Genomic DNA, 19,637 nt, shown 5'->3' on the forward strand with positions numbered 1-19,637 from the left:
TGTTATTTTTTCATTTTCGGATCGAATGCGTCCTGCAGACCGTCCCCGAAAATATTGAAGGCAAGCATCGTGATACTGAGCAGCGAAGCCGGAATAAACATCATCCAAGGATAGATCGTCCACGAAGACAGCGCTTCGCCGATCAACGTACCGAGGGAGGACGCCGGCGACTGCACGCCTAGACCCAAGAAGCTTAGGAACGCTTCGGCAAAGATCGCCGACGGCACCGACAAGGTAACCGTGACGATAATCGGACCAAGCGTATTCGGGATCAAGTGTTTAAACAAAATCCGAGCGCTGCTTGCGCCCATCGACTGGGCCGCCAGCACGTACTCTTGGTTTTTCAATTGCAAAATTTGACCGCGGACGATCCAGGACATCGTGATCCACCCCGTGATCGACAAGGCGATGATGATGGTCGTCAAGGACGAACCCATGACGACGCTAAGCAGAATGACGACGAGCAGATGCGGAATGGCATAAAGCATTTCCGCGATCTTGTTCATCGCGCCGCCTACGCGCGAGCCGGCATAACCCATGATGCCGCCGTAGATGATCCCGATGATCAAATCGAACAAGGCGGCCGCGACGCCGACGATCAACGAAATTCGTACGCCCAACCACGTGCGCGTAAACAAATCGCGACCCAGGTTGTCCGTTCCGAACCAATGCTTGGCCGAAGGAGACGCAAACGTATTGTCAAGGTTGTTCGTATACGACGTGTAGGGCGAAAAGATCGGACAAAAGATGGACAGCAGCGTAATCGCAATCAAAATATACAAACTGGTCATGGCCCAACGATTGCTGCGAAGCCGTGCCCAAGTAATTTGCCAAGTTGATCGGCTCTCGGTTGCGATAACCTCGGCCTCTTGATGCTTGTGTTCCAGCTTTTCAAACGGAGACGGAGCAGTTTGACTCATGATTTAACTACACCTCCGCTCAATTTGATACGCGGATCCACGAAAATGTACAGGACGTCGGTAATGAAACGCGCTGCCATCAGAATCACGGCATAGAAAATGGTAATCCCCATGATAAGCGTGTAATCCCGGTTCATGACGCTGTCCACGAAATACGCGCCGAGACCCGGAAGACCGAAAATTTGCTCGACGACAACCGAACCGGTAATGATGTTCGCCGTCATCGGCCCCAGATACGTAACGACCGGCAAAATGCCGTTTCGCAAGCCATGCTGCCACAAAATCGCGCGTGGCGTCAGACCTTTGGCTTTAGCGGTACGGATATAATCGGAAGTCAATACTTCCAGCATGGTGGAACGGGTAAGACGGGCAATGAAAGCGATCGGAAGCGTCGACAACGCGATCGTAGGAAGCACGTAATCGATTGGGCTTTCAAGCCCCGCAACGTGAAAAATCTGCAGTTTAACCGACAAAAAATACTGGATCATCGACCCAATAACGAAGTTCGGTACCGATATGCCGATTACGGCAAGAAACATGGCTGTATTATCGACCAGCTTTCGATGCCGGAGCGCGGCCATCATCCCCAGATAAACGCCGATAATGACCGAAATCACGATCGCGAACGCGCCGATCTTCGCCGATGTGCCGAAGGACTGCGAAATGATGCTCGTTACCGTACGGTCCTGACTCTTCATGGACAAGCCCAAGTCGAATTGAACCAGTTTTTTCATATAAATCAAATATTGCTCGCCAATCGGTTTATCCAAGCCGTAATGCGCCATGATGTTCGCTTTTATTTCCGGTGGAATAGCCTTCTCTTGGGTGAAAGGGTCCCCAGGGACTGCTTTCATCAAGAAGAAGGTTGCGGTGGCTAGAATAAGAAGGGAAAACACGATGTTGATAAGTTTACCACCCAAGTACCGAACCATCCTAAGCACTCTCCAATCATAGAGAAGGGATATATATGGGTGTACCACATATATCCCTATGTCCCCTGTATTCGTATTGCGTATTATTTTTCGATCGAGATTCGCGTGTAATCAAGGTTGCCGCTGTAATCCACGACGTAGTTTTTCACGTATGGTTTAACCAGCTGGTTGGACGAGTAGTAGTAAATCGGCATGACGGCCATGTTGTCGCCGATCAGGATTTGCTCTGCTTTCGCCATTGCGTCTACGCGTTTTTGTTGATCGGCCGTGCTGTAAGCTTCTTTAACGAGCGCATCGTATTCAGGGTTCTTGAAGCCAATGTCGTTGTTGCCGCTCTTGGACGTATACAAATCGATGAATGTCATCGGATCGTTATAATCCGCGCCCCAACCTGCGCGAGCGACGTCGTAATTCAAGCTTTGACGGTTTTTCAGGAAGACTTTCCATTCTTGCAGTTCAAGCTTCACGTCGATGCCGAGGTTTTCTTTCCACATGTTCGCGATTGCTTCCGCGATCGTTTTATGAGGACCTTCGTTGAACGAAAGCGAGAACTCGGGCATTTTCGTCATGCCTTCTTCTTTCAAGCCTTCAGCAAGCAATTCTTTGGCTTTCGCCACGTCTTCTTTGAAGTAATCGTCTTTCACTTCGGAACGGTATTCGCCGTTCACGCCGTGGATACCGGTCGAAACGAAGCCGTAAGCCGGCGTTTGGCCTGCTTTCGTGACTTTGTCGACGATGTCTTGACGGTTGATCGCCATCGAGAGCGCTTCGCGGACCTTTGCGTTGTCGAAAGGTTTCTTCGTGTTGTTGAAGTTATAGAAGTACGTGCTTGCGATACCTTTGATGGAGAGCTCTTTATTGTTTTCTTGACGCAATTTGTCGAGTTGAGCCGGCGGAATGCTGCCTGTAGGCAAGCCCGACCAGTCAAGCTGACCTGTCTTATACATGCTGAACTCGGTGTTCGGATCTTTGACCATCAAGAATTTTACGTCTTTCAGCTTGATGGAATCCTTGTCCCAGTAGTTTTCGTTCGGAACGAGTTCGATGGAATCGCCGTGTTTCCACGATTTCAGTTTGAACGGTCCGTTGCTGATGTAGCCTTCCGCTTCGCCGAATTTTGCATCTTTCTTAACCGGATAAGCCGTGAAGAAAGCCGCGATGTTCAAGAAGTAAGGCGTCGGGTTTTCAAGATCGACTTCAAGCGTTTTGTCGTCAAGCGCCTTGACGCCGACTTGGCTCGGATCCGAGACATGATCCGGATTGTCCGTAGCGATATTATAGTTTTGACCATTTTTTACGTAATAGAGCTGGTAAGCGTAAGGTGCCGGCGGATTCAACTTCGGATCAAGCGTGCGTTTCCACGAGTATTCGAAATCTTGTGCCGTTACCGGATCCCCGTTGGACCATTTTGCATTGTCGCGCAGATGGAAGGTATATTTTTTGCCATCATCGGATACATCCCACTTCTCTGCGACGCCCGGTGCGATTTCTCCTTTTGCATCCATGCGCACCAGACCCTCGAACAGACCCGAAAGCACCGTGAAGGACACTTGGTCCTGTGCTTGCGCCACGTCGAGACTTGGCGGTTCGGTCGTTAGGTTCATCCGGAACGTTTGATCGGAAGTACCCGATCCGCTCTTACCGCAGGCCGACAAAATTCCTGTCAAAACCAGCGTAAGTGAAACCAAAAGCAGCAATTTTTTCTTCATTCTTCAGAGCCCGCCTCCATGTTTCAAAAAGTATAATTTTTTAAACCTGATGCTTATCATACATCCATTTTTACAATTTGTAAAACATATTTTGAACACTTGTAAAGATTTACTATCCCCCTATGTCACATTAGTTCACATTTATGTAACTGGTAGCGCCTTCATCCGCGCCGCAACTTGAGATTTCTATAACAGTATGTCCGCAGAACAAAAAAAACACCGCAGCCAAATTATGGCTGCGATGCTTTTTGTTTCGATCAAAGCGTCCGATTACTGACCTGTACCCGTTGCTGCATTATTTGTCGTAGCCGGCGGTGCCGCTGGATCTGCGGCTGCCGGATCTGCGGCCGCTGCGTCGTCGGCAAGCGTGTTCGTGATTTTCGCTTTCTTCTTGAGATCGTCCAGCCATGCGGTAGACAGCTCCGATACTTTGGACTGAATCAGCTGTTCTTTGATCTCGTCCTTCTTCTCGGCCAACGTTGCCGCTTTGGCTTCGTGACGGTCCGTTACTTTAATAATGTGGTAGCCATATTGGGATTGCACCGGCGTTTTCGTCGTTTCGCCGACTTTAAGCGCGAACGCCGCTTTCTCGAAAGCCGGATCCATGGCGCCTTTGCCGAAGAAGCCAAGGTCGCCGCCGTTGTCTTTGCTGCCCGTATCCGTGGATTTTTCTTTCGCAAGCGCCGCGAAGTCCGCCCCGCCGTCAAGCTGCTTTATGATCGCATCGGCTTCTTCTTTCGTCGCGACGAGAATGTGGGAAGCCTTGACTTCTTCCGGCGTATCGTATTGCGCTTTGTTTTGGTTGAAGTAATCCTCGACATCCTTGTCCGTTACTTTGGCTTGCGGCTCAAGGATCTTGCGGATGCGAAGCTGCATCGGCGTTTGTTTCTTCAGATCGTCAAGCGTCATGCCGCTTTGCTGCAGCGCGCTCTCGAAATCGGCTTCCGTCGGGAACCGTTTCTTGATGTTCGCTATTTCCTTATCGACATCCGCATCGCTGATCACGATGCCGGCTTTATCGGCTTCTTGCTTGATAAGCTGGTCTTGGATAAGGTTGTCCATCGTTTGCGCGCCGCCAAGCTCCACCATCGCATCGTAGAGCTGATCTTTCGTGATTGCCGTGCCGTTGACGGAACCGATCGCCTTCTTGCCCGAAGCTCCGCCGAACGGAGGCTTGACCAACACGACGATCAAGATCAGCGCCAGAGCAAGCGAGATATACATCCAAGCTTTGCCGCCGCCTCCTCCGCCGCTTCTGACCGGTTGCGAAATTGGAGCCGCGCCTGCGATTTCAAGTTCTTCCCGATCGCGTAGGTGATGCTCAGGTTCTTCATGACCGCGATCTTCCGCAACCGTATTTTCGTTCTCGGCTACTGAATCTTCTTGGCCGTTCGCAAGCTCGTGAGTCGTTTCTTCTGTATCGGCACCCGCTTGGTTTTCGTGCTCCAACGAATCATCGTTGCCTTGCTTGAATTCTTTCTCTTTGTCGTTCAACTTGAAATCTCCCTTCCGGCTTTAGCAGTCGTCTTTCCTCTACTGTGTCACTATAGCAGAAAAAATATCGACAAACCTTAAGAAAAGATAAAAGTTGAAAATCCTGTTGAAACGGGTCGAAACCGTCTAAACTCGCCTGATTGAAGGACGATTCGAGAACCATGCAGCGCTGCTCGAGCCTGCCATTCAGTCCGTTCCCCAATGGCGTCACAGCAGCCAGGCGTGCACCGGAAGCAGCAGGATCGGCGTGAACACGGCGCAAGCCGCCATCGAAAATCCGCTGAGCCCGCCCTGCTCCTCCGACTCGGCGATCAACCGCGCGGATCCGATGCCGTGCGCCGCGGCGCCGATCGCGATCGAGGAAGCGATCCGATCCGAGACTCCGCATAACCGGAGCAGCGGCGGTCCCGTCACGCTGCCGAACAATCCGGTAAGCACCGTCAGTGCCGCGGTCAAACCGGGGGATCCGCCAAGCCAGCCGGATAAATCGACCGCGACCGCCGCCGTAACGGACTTCGGCAGCGCCGAGCGCAGGAACTCGGAGGTTCCGCCGAGCACCATGACGCAAGCTCCGTTCACGAGCAGTCCCAAGGCGCTGCCGGTCAATGCGCCCAGCAGCAGCGACGGAAGCATCGTTCTCAGCCGCGTCGCATGCTTGTACAGCGGCACTGCCATCGCGACCGTCGCGGGACCGAGGAAAAACGAAACCAAGTCGCCGCCGATATTGTACGTTTCGAACGAAATCCCGCTTATTCGTAGGCTGATATAGACGATGAGCGGCGCGCAGATCAGCGGATGCAGCCAGGAATACTTTCGGTACACGAGCACCGCAACCGCATAAGCCGCCAGCGTCAACGTCGTTCCCAGCAGCGGATCGGCAAGGAGGCTATCCTTCATCGGCAGCCTTCTCTCTTCGCCGATACGCGAGATGTTTCGTAGCCAGACCGGTCGCCACCATGATAATCGACGTTCCGACGGTGAGGCCGACGGCGGCGGCTAACCAGGATTCGCCGAGCGCGGGGAGAATCGCGGCCGCTCCCGCGAGCAGAGGCACGAAGAAAAGCATCATATGCTTCGTCAAGAACGAAGCGCTGTTCTCTACCCATTCCAGCTTGACGATGCGAAGAAACAACGCGGCCGTCAACAAAAGAAGGCCCAGCACGTGAGACGGGAGCGGCACGCCGACGGCTTGATGGAGTAAATAACCGGCCCCGTCGAAGCCCATGATGATGCAAAATCCGCGCATCGGTTCAATTGACCCGGTTGACGGCCCTGCCTTGCAGGAAGGCGCTCAAGTTGCCCGAAGCGATACCCATCAGGCGCCCCCTTGCCTCGACCGTCGCCCAACCGATATGCGGCGTAATCATGCAATTCGCGGCGGTCAGCAGCGGATTGGCGGGAGAAGGCGGTTCGGCGCTTAATACGTCCAAGCCCGCTGCGGCGATGACGCCCGCGTTCAAGGCATCCGCCAGATCCTGTTCCACGACATGGCCGCCGCGTGCCGTATTGATCAGCAGCGCGCTCTTCTTCATCATGGACAGCGTTGCGGCATTGATCAGACCTTGCGTATCCGCCGTCAACGGACAATGCAGCGTCACGGCGTCCGCTTCCCGAAACAACTCCTCCGTCGAGACGAAAGTAACCTGCTCCAAGCCCGGCACGCTCTTCTCCGATCTGGAATGCACGATGATCCGCATGCCGAATGCCAGCGCGATGCGCGCGACTTGCTGCCCGATGCTGCCGAAACCGACGATGCCGAGCGTCATGCCGACGAGCTCGTGAAGCGGAGACAAGGCAAACATGAAATCCGGCCCTGCCGCCCAGCGTCCGCCCCGCGCTGCTTCGCTATGCGCATCGACGCGGCTGGCATGCTGCAGAATAAAAGCGAAGACCAGCTGGGCAACGGAATTATTGCCGTAGTTCGGAACGTTCGTCACGACGATCCCCCGCTTGGCCGCGGCTTCAACGTCCACGATGTTATAGCCTGTTGCCAAAACGCCTATGTATTTGAGCTCGTTCAGTCCTTCGATAATCTCCGCCGACAACGGGGTCTTGTTCGTAAGCAGGATCTCGGCTCCCGCCGCGCGGGTCGCGATCTCTTCCTTCGGCGTACGGTCGTACACCGTCAGCTCCCCTAATCCGCCGATCGCCTCCCAGTCCAGATCGCCCGGATTAAGGGTATATCCGTCCAACACAACGATTTTCATCTCGATGCTTCTCCTTTCGGCTCCCATGCTTGGTTTGCGCTTAAGAAGATCATACAACAAGACAGCCGCGATGTAATGAAATCAGAAGAAAATCGGCATCGACGTATAGAACGGCGCATTATGGGCATTCTGAAGATATCGGCGTCGCGAGATGCCGTAGACAACCGCGGAGAAGACTTACGTTTCCCCATAAGCTCTTCGTCCGGTTTCTCCTCTCCCATGAAAGGGGCCCTTCGAAAGAAGGGCCCCGGATTTTTTATGCCGATTCGCGGCATCGATATCCATTGTCGATCATGCAAGGGCTGCTCCGAAACGAGCGGTTCTTTTTTATTTAAACAATAACAACAATTTCAAAACAGATAAGGGATTAATTTCCATAAATTTCAAGATAAATCGCGAATAAACGAATGCAGCCTACGCCGTTCGTCGGTCCGGGAAGCACGCCAGGATACGGTCGGCCCGAAAAATCCGTGGCCCCCACTTCTCCATATCGTAAGCCTTGACCTGACCGTCCTGGATCGCAATGACGCGAATGCGCCGCTGGGTAATGCTGCCCCGCCGGTCCGAATAAACGATCGTAACGACGGTGCCTACGTGTTTGGCATGCATCTGAAGCTCCTCCTTCTGAAGGCTATAGTGTCCGGTGCGTTCATTATATACCGGAACACTTGTTCTTATCAAGCGAAAACCGGCCGATCTATACAGGAGGTTATTGCCAACCCGTTACCGGCGAATCGGACGAGCGTTTGCGCCTCTCACGAAAAACTGCTCCCAAGAATCGAAAGCCTGCCGACGCAATAGTTAATTCATCACTGCATTTGGAAAAAATTCAAAATAACAGTCTTTAAAACCGGTTCGACAAAAGAAACGTTAACTCGCCCCTGCATTTCGACGTACTTTTTATCAAGATCGAGATAATATTCTAATATTGCGACAACAAAACTCTATTACTCTATAGTCAAAAGGAGAATTCAACTTTCCACATGAAAAAAAGAGAGGCTTATTCTCGGGCGACGTTTGAAGCGCATGTATCGCGGTTGGTAATCACGAGAACGAAAAAGCAGGCGATCGAGAAGGCTGCGCACGAATTGAATGCCTCCAACCTCCCGCTGGATCGGATCACGCTCAGGAACGAACTCGGCGAGTCGAAGGTATTTTCCGTCCTCCAGGCGGAGAGGCTTGATTGGTACGACGCGGAAGCAACGGATTCCACGCATCAGTTCAAGGCATACGGCCGCATCCGCTTATCCATCTGCACCGCGGAAGGCGCGATCGATCACCTCGATGCGATACGCAGCTTGTATTCATTACCTCGGACATCGCTCTATGACAAGCCCGTCTTGGTTATCTCGGAAGGATTGAATCACTTTTTCCTGACCGTCCTGCGGCAGGAATTGAACTGGGAAGCAGCCCAATTCTTAGGCGTGGCCCCCATAAGCAAGCTCGCATAGCATTAGAAGCACGCGCACGCGATAATCTTAGGACATAAGGGAGCTGGAAACATGCGTACGATTTACGAAAACTACAGAGGCTTCAGAGTCTTCAAGCACATGAACAACTACAATGCAATCATCAACAAGCCGGAAGAAAACGAACACGAAGTCGTATTCGATCATTCGCAGCTGATCGAAATCCTGAACACGATCGATAAATATATCGAACAATAAAACACCGTGTTTCAAAACAAAAAGCAACCCGTTCCGGCCTTGCGCCGGGAAGGTTGCTTTTTCGTCTCATTATGAAAGCGAGCGATGCCGCCTCAGGAATCAGCATAGGCGAAGACCAAAAAAATCGGCAGGCGCATCATCGAGCTTCGCCTATGGCGCGCGATTCCCCGCCTGAAGCCGCATGGATGCCTTGGCCAATTCAGTCTTGCCGACCAAAGCTCAGAGCAGCTTGGCGCGATGCAGCACGGCCAAAATCCGGTAAAAGTCGTAGCTTCCGCCTTCCGGCGTATCGATGACATGCGCCTGCGCCGCGGCGGCTACGGCTTCCTTGGCCCAAACCGGAATAGCCGCCGACCGGTGAAGCAATTCAAGCGCGTCGGCCCGCTCGCGCAGCGATTCCAGGGCTTCGTTTCGACTGTCGAGCTCGATTTTCAGCGCAACGTTATCCGAGCTCAGCTTGGCAACCGCCGCCTGCAGCGCGGCGAATGCCGCTTTCTCCTCCGTCGTCATGGGCTCCCCCTCCTCCTCTCCAACCTCGTCGTCGGCGATCAGCCCGTTGGCATTTATGATCGCGATGAGTTTATTCGCGTAATCCGGATCGGTCGCATATCCGCTCGCTTGCAGCATCCGCGCCTGCTCGAAGGGGCTGGCCGCGTTCCTGACGGAGAGATAGCGGCTCCTTGCGAACAATAGATCCTGATCCTTATAGAAGTCGTAAATGCTGTCGTAAGCCCGAAAAGACGCGATGACGTTTACCCATTTTCCGTCGATCACTTCCCACGTGCTTTTGCTCACGACCGCTCCTTTCCAATAGCCGTTCGGAACGCCGCCGCCCGCTTTATACCCGCCGAGGTTGTTCCACCCCGGAATGTTGCCGCCGGTTTCGAGCCAGCCCTGCGCCATGCGAACGGACGGGAAGATCGGCGAGCCCTCGGCATAGAGCAGCCGGGCGATCGGGCGAATCAGCCCGAAAAACGATTGTTTGTCCATCTTCACCCTCAGCCTCCCCGAAATAAACAAGCTCCTCTGTCCTATCTATATGCCGGAAACGCGCGCGGCGAAACCGCCGGTGCCCGGCTTGCCCCGGAAAGGGACGAACGCCTATCCGATCCCTAGTAAACGGAAAAGCGCGCGAAACCGATGCCTCCCAGCTTGCATCGTAAGGACGAACGCCCATATACGGCGCTGCATATGCTGTAGGGCCACATATTCGCTTCGTCTGCGAAAGGGATGATTTCTGGTGGAATTACATCTGGTTCCGCTGCATTGGGTTTATCTCGCTTTTATCGTGCTGATCCTCGGCGTGTTGATCAAGCGCCGGGATACGACGCTCGTGTGCGTCGTCGGCATTTTCGCCCTCGGGCTCATCGCGACCGACAGCTTGAGCGGCTCGGTCAGCGGCATATTCAACAGCTTCATCTATGCGACGCAGCAGCTGATCGGCACGATCTTCATCATTTCCATCATCGTGGCGATGAGCCGCATCCTGATTCGAACGGGCATTAACGAAATCATGGTCGAGCCGCTGACCCGCTTCATGCGGACGCCGGCGCTTGCGTTCTGGGGCATCGGCCTGATTATGATGGTGACGTCCTGGTTCTTCTGGCCGTCGCCCGGCGTCGCGCTCATCGGCGCCGTGCTGCTGCCCGTCGCGGTCCGCGTCGGGCTCCCGGCGCTCGGCGCGGCAATGGCGATGAACCTGTTCGGACATGGCATCGCGCTCTCCGGCGACTATATCATCCAAGGCGCGCCCAAGCTGACCGCCGATGCCGCCGGACTGCCAGTGACCAGCGTCATGGAGGCGAGCATCCCGCTCGTGATCGTCATGGGCGTCGTTACGACCGCTGCCGCCTTCTGGATGATGCGAAGGGATATCGCCAAAGGAAAATGGCGCGACGGGCTCGTCGAGGGCAAGACGCTCGCGGCATCCGCCGCCGAGGAGAAGATCCCGCTGCCGACGCGTTGGAAGCAAACGCTTGCCGTGTTGATTCCCCTGCTCTTCGTCCTCGACGTCGTCGGCATGTTCGCGCTCGATCTGCAAGGCGGCGACGCGACCGCGCTGGTCGGCGGCACGGCGATCTTCATCCTGCTGCTCGTGACGATGCTCGCGCACCGCAATAAAGGCCTCGAGCAAACGACCGAATACCTGATCGAAGGTTTCCAATTCGGCTTCAAGGTGTTCGGGCCGGTCATCCCGATCGCCGCCTTCTTCTACTTGGGCGATTCCGCCTTCACGACGTTGTTCGGCAACGCGCTGCCGGAGGGCTCGCAAGGCATCGTCAACGATCTGGGCGTCGCACTCGCCAACCACGTGCCGCTCAACCAGGCGGTCGCTTCCGTGACGTTGACCGTCACGGGCGCCATTACGGGCCTCGACGGCTCCGGCTTCTCCGGGATCTCGCTCGCCGGCTCCATTGCCCACTTGTTCGCGTCCGCGATCGGCTCCGGAGCCGCGACCCTCACGGCCTTGGGCCAAATCGCCGCAATCTGGGTCGGCGGCGGCACCCTCATTCCGTGGGCGCTCATCCCGGCCGCCGCGATCTGCGGCGTCAGCCCGTTCGAGCTGGCGCGCCGCAATTTGAAGCCCGTGCTGATCGGCCTCGCCGTCACGACGGTTTTCGCGATGTTCATCGTGTAATCGGAGCGTATTCCGCAGCTGGCAATACCCGCTTCTCTCCCGTCGACCTGTCACCTGGGCCTCCGAACTCGAGCGGCCCTATATTCAAGGCGATCGGATGCTCGTCAAACTAACGCCGATTACCGTCGAAAAAGCGCTCGCGGCGCTGCCGAGCGAATGGCCGGAAGAGCGGCGCGGCGCATTCCGGAACGCGCTGCTGCATCCGCCGAAGGGTCCCGTCGACCGAATTATCGGTTTCGGGCATGCTGAAACGCCGATCGCCGGCATCGCCGTGCTGGACACGCCCGGACATACGCCAGGGCATATCAGCCTCTATCATCGCGCCAGCAAAACGTTGATCGCCGGCGACGCGCTCGTCCTGACGGGCGGACGGCTGCAGCTCCCCGGCGCCGCTTTGAACAGCGACGACGCGCAGGCATTGCGTTCGCTTGAACAGCTGGAGGCAATGGAAATCGATGCCGTCATCTGCTATCACGGCGGCTGCTTCCGAGGCGACGTCCGGACGCAGCTCCGCGAGCTGCTGGCATAAGCGCAGCCGGCTTCGCCCGACCGGTCCGGCAAATCAAAGCGAACGGTATTCGTTTCGCCTTCAGATTACGAATCCGCTCCGCTGAAACGGCATCAAAAAGAGCGTCCTTCCATTCGCATGCGAACGGTCGGGACGCTCTTCCTCCACACCGGCAAAACCTACTCCTTCTGGCACGATTCGCATACGCCGAACACTTCGAACCGGTGGTTCATGATCTTGAAATTGCCCGGCAGGTCCAGCTTCTGTTCCATCGGGCAATATTCGAACGTCAACGTTTTCTCGCAGTTGATGCAGATCAAGTGATGGTGGTGGTGGTCCAGGCAGCTGGCCCGAAACTTCAAGCCGCCCTCCATGAAATAAAACTGTTCGAGCGCCCCCATCTCGCTCAGCAGCCGCAAATTCCTGTAGACCGTATCGAAGCTCACGCCGGGATAGGCGACCGCCATCTGATCGTATACGTCCTTCGGCGACAAATACCCTTCCGCCCGCGAGAAAATCACGGCCATCTCCCGGCGTTGTTCCGTAATCCGCCATCCGTTCGCGGTCATGACCCCGATCATCTGCTTCACGGAATCATGGTTATGCGCGTCTGCCATCGTCCCTCGCCCTTTCTCTGCTTATCGTCAGCCGCGGCACGATCGCCGCTTGCTCGCTCTAGTATACAAAGACGCTCAATGTTGCCCGGAAATGCGCAACCCAGCGACATCATCCGCAAATGCAGCGCCGTCATCGGAGCCGTTATGAATCTAGTTTAGCATATTTCGTCGAATATTCCTTCTCTTTTGAACCGCCCTGCCCGTTTGCATGCCGAATAGACCCTTCCCGCAAGGAGAAGGGCCGCATGCCGGCGTCCGCTATCGCAGACCGTAGAACGTTCTCGCGTTATCCAGCAGCCGTGATTCCGTTTCCGGAACCGGGACCCCTTTGAGTTCCGCGATGGCTTCGGCCACGCCGCGCACCATGCCCGGTACCGTCGGCAAGCCGGCGAAGGGGCCTTCGAACGGCCACGGCCCGTCGGTCTCCGTCATCGTCAGCTCGAGGGGATACCGCCGGACGAGCTCGCGGATTTCCGCCTCGTAGAGCACGTCGGGCGTGACGGAAACGAAATACCCGTTCGCGATCAAGCGCCGGACCGTACGCTCCGATCCTTTGAACCAGTGAAAATGCGCCCGCCTTGCGCCGTGCCGTTCCAACAGCTCGCAAGCCTTGTCGGCATCCTCGTATACCGCGTGCAGCACGATCGGCAGATCCAACTCCGCGGCTAGCCGCACGAAGCGCTCGAGCAAGGCAAGATACGGCGCTTCATCGAAAGGCTTGCCTGCCGCGGCGGCTTCCGTTCGCGTGTAATAGGGAAGCCCGACTTCTCCGATCGCGAACGCCTCCCCTGCCGACGCGCGCGCGCCGATCCAACCGATCAACGCCTCCAGCTCCGACTCGGACGGCGGCTCCTGCTCGGGATGAAAGCCGTACGCCGGATGGACGAGCCCCGGAAAACGCCGGGACAGCTCGTAATTCGTCTTGCAAGAGGCCAGGTGCATCGATACGGCCACGACGGACGAGATGCCGTCTTCCTCAAAGGTCTGCCGAAGGAGCGGAAGCCGCTCCGGCTCCTCGTACAAATCCAGATGGACATGCGCATCGATCCAGCGGCGTTGCCTATTGTCGCGATTCATCGTAATGCCTCCTCGAAAATCGGGTTAGAGCGTTGGATCGGGCCTCAGCATATCGTACAGCTCCTGCTTGAGGCGGATGAATTCGGCATCGCCCCACAGCGCCTCGGAACGCGGGCGCGGGAACGGAACCCTGACCTCCCGGATAATGGAGGCCGGCGCCGCGGACAGGACCAGAATCCGGTCGGACAGCAGCAGCGCCTCCTCGATGCTGTGCGTGACGAACAGCACGGAACGGCGGTTGCTTTCCCACAGCGACAGCAGCCACGCTTGCATGTGCTGCCGGGTCAGCGCGTCGAGGGCGCTGAACGGCTCGTCCAGGCACATCAGCTTCTGCGGGGACAGCAGCGCCCGCAGGAAGGATACCCGCTGCTGCATGCCGCCCGAAAGCACGTCCGGATACTGGTGCGCCGTCGCTTCCAAGCCGACCCGCGCCAGCCAGTCGCGCGCCAGCGCGCGCGCCTCGCGTTTGCCGATGCCGGCGATTGTCAGCGACAGCTCGATGTTCGCGGACACCGTCAGCCACGGCATCAGCGAAGCCTGCTGCGGCATGTACGCGATATGGCCGCGAGTACCTACGGCGTTTGCGCCATCAATGGAGATATCGCCCTCCGTCGGCAGCTCCAGCCCCCCGATCATGCGGAACAGCGTCGTCTTGCCGCTGCCCGACGGGCCGATGAGCGTCACGAACTCGCCCTCGCCCACTTGGAACGAGACGTCCGCAAGCACTTCCTTGGCAGGCGTCTTGCGCGAACCGGCGAAGCGTTTGGACAGGTGTCGAACTTCCAGCACGCTGCTCATGAGCGGCTTCCCTCCTTCCCGCGTGGAGACCCTCCGCGGACGAACAGCCGTTCCGCGAGCGCGATGACGCCGAACAACGCCAGGCTGAGCAGGACGATGACCGCGATGGCCGCGAACACTTTCACGGTCTCGAAGCCGTGCTGCGCGATCAGAATGAAGTAGCCGAGCCCGCTGTCCGAGCCGATCGCCTCGGCGTAGATGGCGCTGATGACGCTGTACGAAGCCGCGATCTTGAGGCCCGAGAACAGATGCGGCATCGCGCCCGGCAGCTCCAGCCGCCAGAACAGCCGACTTGGCGACGCGCCGATCATCCGCATATACTCGAACAGCCGTCCGTCGCTCTTCGACAGCCCCGTCATCATGGCGACCGCCACGGGAAAGAACGTCACGAGCGCGATCAAGATGACGCGCGGCAGCATGCCGAAGCCGAACCAGAGCACGAGCAGCGGGCCGATCGCCATGATCGGGACGTTTTGGCTCAGCACGAGCAGCGGATAGAAGCCCGACTTCACCCATGGAATGACATGGAGCAGCGCGGCGATCAGAAATCCGAGCAGCGCGCCCGCGCCGAAGCCGATCAGCGTGATGCGAAGCGTGCCCCACATATGATGCGCCAGCTGCGGCGCGGAATCGTACGCTTGCTTCGCGATGGCGGACGGCGACGGCAGGATGTAAGCGTCGGTGCCGAACAGCCAGACCGCAGCCTGCCAGAGCAGCAGAAAAGCCGCCGTCACGATCAACGGCGGCAGCAGGCGGGCGCGTTTACTGCCCATCCGGGTATTTCTCCAGCAGCACGTCCATCGACGCGGTGCCTGCCGGCACGTAGTACACCTTGATCTGCGAGATGACGGACGGGCAGCCCATCTCGGCCATCGCGTCGTTCATCTCCTGCACGACCCCGAACAGCTTGCCGAGATCGCCTTCCATCGTCGTCTCGAGCGGCGCGACGCGGTAAGGCACGCCGGCCGCCTTGATGATCTCGATCGCGCGGTCGACGAACGGAATGACGCTTTCCCCGTTCGGCGTGCGCGGTAATATTTGAATGCTTACGAGTGCGTTGGCCATAGTCGATCAGTTCTCCTTTTTGGGCAGGAAATCGTTGGTGAACGCCTTCTCGGCGTCGAGCTGCTTGTCGAGCAGCTTATGGTCGTACATCCAGCCGGCATAGTTGGTCCATACTTCGAGCTTCTGCTCGCCCCACCGCGGCGCGTCCGCTTGGTATTGGGGACTGAGCCATTTCTGGCTGGCGCGGACGAGGTCGGCGTTCAGATCCGGCACGGCTTTGATCAATACGTCCGCCGCTTCGTCCGGATGATCGATCGCGAATCGGTAGCCTTCGGATGCCGCCGCCATGAACGCTTCCACCGTATCCTTATGCTCCGCGATCATCTTCTCGTTGGTTGCCAGCACCGGCGTGTAGTAGTCGAGCTTCTTGCTGTAGTCGGTCAAGTAGACCATGTTGATCTTCTCGCCGCGCAGCTCCGCTTCGATCCCGTCCCAGCCGTAGTAGATCCAGGCGAAATCGATGTTCTTCTTCGTCGCGGTGAAGAAGTCGGAGTCGCCGATGTTGACGATCTTGACTTTCTTGGCGTCGCCGCCGTCTTCCTGCATCAGCGAGTCGATGACGGCCGGCTCCGCGGGCGAGCCCCAGCCGCCGTACGTCTTGCCTTCGAACGCTTTCGGCGAGTTGATGTTCTTCTCGGCCGGCGAAGCGAAGCCGGACGTGTTGTGCTGGATGACCGCCGCGATCGACACGAGCGGCACCCCTTGAATGCGCGCCTGGGTGACGCCTTCCTGGTAGCTGACGCCGAAATCGGCGGCGCCCGTCGCGATCATCGTGTCCGCGCCGGCCTCGCCCGGCTGGATGATGTCGACCTTCAGGCCGTGCTGCTCGAAAAAGCCTTTATCGCGGGCCACGTAGAGGCCCGTATGGTTCGTGTTCGGCGTCCAGTCCAGCACGACCTTGATTTCCTGCAGCTTGTCCGCGTCGGAAGCCGTTCCGCCGTTGTCGCCTGCCGCCGTTGTCGCGTTTCCGTTTGCGGCCCCGTTCTCGGTTCCATTCGCGGCATTGCCGTTATCGTTCTTCGCCCCGCAGCCTGCCAATGCCACCGCCAATATCAGCAGCGCCGACAGCGCGGATCTCAACCCCGCCTGCTTTAATCTACTTCCCACTTCCGTTCTCTCCCCTCGCATGCTCCTTGCCGGGCTGCGGATAGTTTGCGAGCCGTCAACCGTCCCATACCGTGACCTGATACCCTTATGTTTCCCCCGCGTTCCTGATTGAATCAGCGGCCGCGGCGCCGGCATGCCAACCGCCGTTCTCCCGCAAACGAACAAAAGGCATCCTCCGGTCGGAGGATGCCTCAATCAGCGGCTAACGGCATGCGGCAACGCCTTTCAAAGAGGCGCGCGCAAAGCCGAACGCAATTCCTACGCTGGCATTATCCAGATCAGGTCAAGGGTCGAGATCGTTAGGGATCTCCTCTCAGCCGGCCAATTCCCAGCTCCCCGTCATGTATTCAATTCGGTCGCAACGTGCCTATTATAGCAGACATTCCGTAAAATGGCACCCCTTAATGCGGAAAACTCCAAGGCGGGGGGCGCGAGCTGGAGGGCGAGGATGGGAGTGGTAGCGGGAGCTTCGTCGTACGGGAGTGAGTGCGGCGTAATACGGGAGCGGAGCATCACGTAAAACGGGAATGGACACAGCGTAGGACGGAAGCGGAGCCTCGCGTAAAACGGAATGGACGCAGCGTAGGACGGAAGCAGAACCTCGCGTAACACGGAATGGACACAGCGTAGGACGGAAGCAGAACCTCGCGTAAAACGGAATGGACACAGCGTAGGACGGAAGCAGAAACTCGCGTAAAACGGAATGGACACAGCGTAGGACGGGAGAGTTATAGCGTTATATAGGCCTGGTAGCTGGCTTAGCACGCGAGTGAACCCAGCGTAGAACGAGAGTTCTGGCAGCGTAGCACGCAAGTGAACGCAGCGTAATGTAAGAGCGGAAGCTGCGAAGCTTAGCGCTGCCTAGCTCGCGCTTTCGCCGTTCAGGAGGCGCTCGTAGCGCGCGATCTGCCGCAGGCTTGCTTCGCGCAGGGGCAGCCCTTTCATCCATGCCGCGTACCACTCGGCGGTCCAAGAGACCGCCGCCTCCGCGTCAAGGCGCGGCTGCCAGCCAAGGCGCGCCGCGGCCTTGGCGATATCGAGCAGGGTCGCCGCGGACGGCTGGCGCCCATGCTCGCCCTCGCCGGCGGCCCCGCCGCCCGCCGGCGCGGCCCAAGGGCTGCCGAGGCGGGCGCACAGCGCCTCGGCCAGCCAGGCCGGGGTCCGCGCCTCCGACGCGCGCGGACCGAGGTTCCACGCCTCGGCGAAGGCTTCGCCGCCGGGCGGGAACAAGCGCTGCGCGAGCGCGAGGCAGCCCGCGAGCGCGTCGAGCACGTGCAGCCAGGGCCGGGCATCCGCCGGCCCGGCGGGCGGCAGCGCCGCGCGCCCGTGCGAGACGGCGCGCGCGCAGTCCGCCGCGAGGCGGCCGGCCGCGAAATCGCCGCCGCCGAGCAGATGGCCCGCGCGCACGGTCGCGACCGCGGGCCCGCCGGCCGCGCCGGCGAAGAACGCGCGGCGGAACGCGGCCGCGGCCAGCTCCGCGCCGGCCTTGCTCGCCGCGGCGGGCGATTCGCCGCCGAGCGGGTCGGTCTCGCGCAAGCCGTCCTCCCCTGCGCGAGGCGCGTAACAATCATCCGACGTCACCGCGACGACGGCGCGAATGGGCACGTCGCGGCTGACGAACCGTACCGCGTCCAGCAGCGCGGCGATGCCGACGACCTCGACGTCGAACAGCGCCGCGAGCGCCGGTTCGTCGGTCGACAACGGCGCGGCGGCGCCCGCCAGATGAAAGACCAGATCGGGCTTCGTCTGCTGCAGGGCAGCGACCAGCCGGCGCGTATCGCGGATGTCTCCGCGAATCCATGGCAGATGCGGCTCGAGGCCGCAGAGCCGGTACATGGACGAACCGCTCGGCAGATCGTCGCTGAATCCCGTCACGGCGGCGCCGAGACGCTGCAGCCACAACGTCAGCCAGCTCCCCATGAAGCCGGTCTGTCCCGTAATGAAAACCCGTTTGCCTGACCAAAACGATGCTTCCGTCATGGCGGTCGTCAACATCCTCCCCGCTTCGAATGCGAAGCTTCAGAGCCGAAAGCCGCTCTTCGTCCTCTCAGCTTATGCACCCTCCGCCTCCGCCGTTTTTGTCCTTCTCCAATCTGGGCGAATGCCTTGCGCCACGCGCCGCGACGCACGAAAAAACCGGGGGCTAAGACCCCCGGCCGTTCCTGAATTTCTGCGTATGCGCCTTCGCCTCGTCGGTGTTCGTCACCCGGTTGCGGCTCCATTCGATCAAGATGCGGTCGATATACCGAAAATGCAGCTTGCCCGCGAAGACCGCTTCCTTGAGCGCGAAGCGGATCAATTCGTCCGGATACCGGTCCTGGTCGACCCAAGCGCTGATCGTCTCGCATTCCATCGGCGACAACGGCCGGCCGAACTCCTGCTCGAACGCGGTGAACAGGTCCCCCGGCCTCGGCCGTTCGCCGCCGGTCTGCTGCGCCGGCACCGCGAATCGATCCGGCTGCAGCTCGCGTTCGTGCTCGATGGCGCGTTTGGCTTCGTCCGCCTGCCACTCGGCGCTGCGGATCATGAAGCCGGTCCAGTTATAACGCTCAAGGCCGATGCCGCTGACGGGATCGACCTCCTCGTCGATCGCGAGCAGCCCGTCCTTCATCAAGCGCCCGAGCAAGCCGTGCGCCGCCTTCGGCAGGATGCCGAGCCGTTCGGCCAGCTGCTCCGGCGTCGGAAAATCGACGCCCTCCACCTGCCGAAACAGCATCAGCTGCAGCAGCAGGAGCATCTCCGTATCGGACATGCCGATGCCGCGGTATGCGCGCAGCAGACCGGCGGGGACGGAGACGCTGCCGCCGTTCATCGCCGCCGCCATCCCGCGCGCGTATGACTTCCACATTTCGTTTTTCACCGGTCGGTCCTCCCCCTTGCCTTGCCAAACCCCGGCCT

Annotated in this window: 21 protein-coding genes and 1 riboswitch; of the genes, 4 read left to right on the plus strand and 17 right to left on the minus strand. The window is 58.3% G+C overall.

Features of this window, described 5'->3' with window-relative positions; all coding sequences use genetic code 11:
* Positions 1-2: 2 nt before the first annotated feature.
* The 8 genes from GT019_RS01380 to GT019_RS01415 all read right to left on the minus strand — a co-directional run bounded on the left by GT019_RS01380 (position 3) and on the right by GT019_RS01415 (position 7,871).
* Positions 3-920: an ABC transporter permease gene (locus tag GT019_RS01380; protein ID WP_161740431.1), complete on the minus strand. Its 918-nt coding sequence runs from the start codon at positions 918-920 to the stop codon at positions 3-5.
* A complete protein-coding gene (locus GT019_RS01385; RefSeq protein ID WP_161740433.1) occupies positions 917-1,852 on the minus strand; it encodes an ABC transporter permease in 936 nt (311 codons plus the stop codon). The genes GT019_RS01380 and GT019_RS01385 overlap by 4 nt, the downstream gene beginning before the upstream one ends.
* 83 nt (positions 1,853-1,935) lie before the next feature.
* Positions 1,936-3,561 carry a peptide ABC transporter substrate-binding protein gene (locus GT019_RS01390; protein WP_161740435.1) on the minus strand — a complete coding sequence of 542 codons (1,626 nt, stop codon included), beginning with the start codon at positions 3,559-3,561 and terminating at the stop codon, positions 1,936-1,938.
* Positions 3,562-3,831: 270 nt separating this feature from the next.
* Entirely contained in the window at positions 3,832-5,055 is a 1,224-nt protein-coding gene (locus tag GT019_RS01395) for a peptidylprolyl isomerase (RefSeq protein ID WP_235946593.1), read from the minus strand.
* A gap of 207 nt (positions 5,056-5,262) precedes the next feature.
* Positions 5,263-5,952 carry an LrgB family protein gene (locus GT019_RS01400; RefSeq protein WP_161740437.1) on the minus strand — a complete coding sequence of 230 codons (690 nt, stop codon included), beginning with the start codon at positions 5,950-5,952 and terminating at the stop codon, positions 5,263-5,265.
* Complete coding sequence (locus tag GT019_RS01405) at positions 5,942-6,301, minus strand: CidA/LrgA family protein (RefSeq protein ID WP_161740439.1); 360 nt, start codon at positions 6,299-6,301, stop codon at positions 5,942-5,944. The genes GT019_RS01400 and GT019_RS01405 overlap by 11 nt, the downstream gene beginning before the upstream one ends.
* 4 nt (positions 6,302-6,305) lie before the next feature.
* The gene (locus GT019_RS01410; protein WP_161740441.1) at positions 6,306-7,262 is read right to left on the minus strand and encodes a D-2-hydroxyacid dehydrogenase; all 957 of its coding nucleotides are present in this window, start codon (positions 7,260-7,262) and stop codon (positions 6,306-6,308) included.
* A gap of 414 nt (positions 7,263-7,676) precedes the next feature.
* Positions 7,677-7,871, minus strand: a complete 195-nt coding sequence (locus GT019_RS01415) for a hypothetical protein (RefSeq protein WP_161740443.1) — start codon at positions 7,869-7,871, stop codon at positions 7,677-7,679.
* Positions 7,872-8,245: 374 nt separating this feature from the next.
* Here GT019_RS01415 and GT019_RS01420 point away from each other — a divergent pair, with 374 nt between their 5' ends.
* Both GT019_RS01420 and GT019_RS01425 read left to right on the plus strand, forming a co-directional pair.
* Complete coding sequence (locus GT019_RS01420; RefSeq protein ID WP_161740445.1) at positions 8,246-8,713, plus strand: hypothetical protein; 468 nt, start codon at positions 8,246-8,248, stop codon at positions 8,711-8,713.
* Between the two features lie 51 nt (positions 8,714-8,764).
* Positions 8,765-8,929 (plus strand): hypothetical protein, encoded by a 165-nt coding sequence (locus GT019_RS01425; protein ID WP_161740447.1) that lies wholly within the window; start codon positions 8,765-8,767, stop codon positions 8,927-8,929.
* Positions 8,930-9,148: 219 nt separating this feature from the next.
* On the opposite strand, the gene GT019_RS01430 is transcribed toward GT019_RS01425, so the two are convergent.
* Complete coding sequence (locus GT019_RS01430) at positions 9,149-9,919, minus strand: glycoside hydrolase family 73 protein (RefSeq protein ID WP_161741463.1); 771 nt, start codon at positions 9,917-9,919, stop codon at positions 9,149-9,151.
* A 250-nt stretch (positions 9,920-10,169) separates the two neighbouring features.
* On the opposite strand from GT019_RS01430, the gene GT019_RS01435 reads away from it, so the two are divergent.
* Together GT019_RS01435 and GT019_RS01440 are read left to right on the plus strand one after the other, a co-directional pair.
* A complete protein-coding gene (locus GT019_RS01435) occupies positions 10,170-11,567 on the plus strand; it encodes a hypothetical protein (protein WP_161740449.1) in 1,398 nt (465 codons plus the stop codon).
* Between the two features lie 97 nt (positions 11,568-11,664).
* Entirely contained in the window at positions 11,665-12,096 is a 432-nt protein-coding gene (locus GT019_RS01440; RefSeq protein ID WP_161740451.1) for an MBL fold metallo-hydrolase, read from the plus strand.
* 158 nt (positions 12,097-12,254) lie between these two features.
* Here the strand turns inward: GT019_RS01440 and GT019_RS01445 are convergent, their stop codons facing one another.
* The 8 genes from GT019_RS01445 to GT019_RS01480 form a co-directional block, all read right to left on the minus strand.
* Positions 12,255-12,692, minus strand: a complete 438-nt coding sequence (locus GT019_RS01445) for a Fur family transcriptional regulator (protein ID WP_161740453.1) — start codon at positions 12,690-12,692, stop codon at positions 12,255-12,257.
* Positions 12,693-12,950: 258 nt separating this feature from the next.
* A complete protein-coding gene (locus GT019_RS01450; RefSeq protein WP_161740455.1) occupies positions 12,951-13,769 on the minus strand; it encodes a TatD family hydrolase in 819 nt (272 codons plus the stop codon).
* Positions 13,770-13,793: 24 nt separating this feature from the next.
* Entirely contained in the window at positions 13,794-14,567 is a 774-nt protein-coding gene (locus GT019_RS01455) for an ABC transporter ATP-binding protein (RefSeq protein ID WP_161740457.1), read from the minus strand.
* Positions 14,564-15,340, minus strand: a complete 777-nt coding sequence (locus GT019_RS01460) for an ABC transporter permease (RefSeq protein ID WP_161740459.1) — start codon at positions 15,338-15,340, stop codon at positions 14,564-14,566. The genes GT019_RS01455 and GT019_RS01460 overlap by 4 nt, the downstream gene beginning before the upstream one ends.
* Positions 15,330-15,632, minus strand: a complete 303-nt coding sequence (locus GT019_RS01465) for a thiamine-binding protein (RefSeq protein ID WP_161740462.1) — start codon at positions 15,630-15,632, stop codon at positions 15,330-15,332. Before GT019_RS01465 ends, GT019_RS01460 begins: the two co-directional genes overlap by 11 nt.
* Positions 15,633-15,638: 6 nt before the next feature.
* Positions 15,639-16,739, minus strand: a complete 1,101-nt coding sequence (locus tag GT019_RS01470) for an ABC transporter substrate-binding protein (RefSeq protein ID WP_328803890.1) — start codon at positions 16,737-16,739, stop codon at positions 15,639-15,641.
* A gap of 238 nt (positions 16,740-16,977) precedes the next feature.
* A riboswitch (TPP riboswitch) is annotated at positions 16,978-17,088 on the minus strand.
* Between the two features lie 512 nt (positions 17,089-17,600).
* On the minus strand, positions 17,601-18,719 hold the full coding sequence (gene rfbG, locus GT019_RS01475) for a CDP-glucose 4,6-dehydratase (protein WP_161740466.1): 1,119 nt from the start codon (positions 18,717-18,719) through the stop codon (positions 17,601-17,603).
* Between the two features lie 163 nt (positions 18,720-18,882).
* Positions 18,883-19,599 carry a DnaD domain protein gene (locus GT019_RS01480; RefSeq protein ID WP_161740468.1) on the minus strand — a complete coding sequence of 239 codons (717 nt, stop codon included), beginning with the start codon at positions 19,597-19,599 and terminating at the stop codon, positions 18,883-18,885.
* Positions 19,600-19,637 lie beyond the last annotated feature (38 nt).

The sequence above is a fragment of the Paenibacillus glycinis genome (assembly GCF_009909185.1).
Classification (GTDB): domain Bacteria; phylum Bacillota; class Bacilli; order Paenibacillales; family Paenibacillaceae; genus Paenibacillus_Z; species Paenibacillus_Z glycinis.

Coding starts and splice junctions, on each gene's coding strand:
- GT019_RS01410 (WP_161740441.1), bottom strand. CDS start 7,262: ATGAAAATCGTTGTGTTGGACGGATATACCCTTAATCCGGGCGATCTG.
- GT019_RS01405 (WP_161740439.1), bottom strand. CDS start 6,301: ATGCGCGGATTTTGCATCATCATGGGCTTCGACGGGGCCGGTTATTTA.
- rfbG (WP_161740466.1), bottom strand. CDS start 18,719: ATGACGGAAGCATCGTTTTGGTCAGGCAAACGGGTTTTCATTACGGGA.
- GT019_RS01450 (WP_161740455.1), bottom strand. CDS start 13,769: ATGAATCGCGACAATAGGCAACGCCGCTGGATCGATGCGCATGTCCAT.
- GT019_RS01460 (WP_161740459.1), bottom strand. CDS start 15,340: ATGGGCAGTAAACGCGCCCGCCTGCTGCCGCCGTTGATCGTGACGGCG.
- GT019_RS01390 (WP_161740435.1), bottom strand. CDS start 3,561: ATGAAGAAAAAATTGCTGCTTTTGGTTTCACTTACGCTGGTTTTGACA.
- GT019_RS01430 (WP_161741463.1), bottom strand. CDS start 9,919: ATGGACAAACAATCGTTTTTCGGGCTGATTCGCCCGATCGCCCGGCTG.
- GT019_RS01440 (WP_161740451.1), top strand. CDS start 11,665: ATGCTCGTCAAACTAACGCCGATTACCGTCGAAAAAGCGCTCGCGGCG.
- GT019_RS01380 (WP_161740431.1), bottom strand. CDS start 920: ATGAGTCAAACTGCTCCGTCTCCGTTTGAAAAGCTGGAACACAAGCAT.
- GT019_RS01425 (WP_161740447.1), top strand. CDS start 8,765: ATGCGTACGATTTACGAAAACTACAGAGGCTTCAGAGTCTTCAAGCAC.
- GT019_RS01420 (WP_161740445.1), top strand. CDS start 8,246: ATGAAAAAAAGAGAGGCTTATTCTCGGGCGACGTTTGAAGCGCATGTA.
- GT019_RS01465 (WP_161740462.1), bottom strand. CDS start 15,632: ATGGCCAACGCACTCGTAAGCATTCAAATATTACCGCGCACGCCGAAC.
- GT019_RS01385 (WP_161740433.1), bottom strand. CDS start 1,852: ATGGTTCGGTACTTGGGTGGTAAACTTATCAACATCGTGTTTTCCCTT.
- GT019_RS01445 (WP_161740453.1), bottom strand. CDS start 12,692: ATGGCAGACGCGCATAACCATGATTCCGTGAAGCAGATGATCGGGGTC.
- GT019_RS01415 (WP_161740443.1), bottom strand. CDS start 7,871: ATGCATGCCAAACACGTAGGCACCGTCGTTACGATCGTTTATTCGGAC.
- GT019_RS01455 (WP_161740457.1), bottom strand. CDS start 14,567: ATGAGCAGCGTGCTGGAAGTTCGACACCTGTCCAAACGCTTCGCCGGT.
- GT019_RS01400 (WP_161740437.1), bottom strand. CDS start 5,952: ATGAAGGATAGCCTCCTTGCCGATCCGCTGCTGGGAACGACGTTGACG.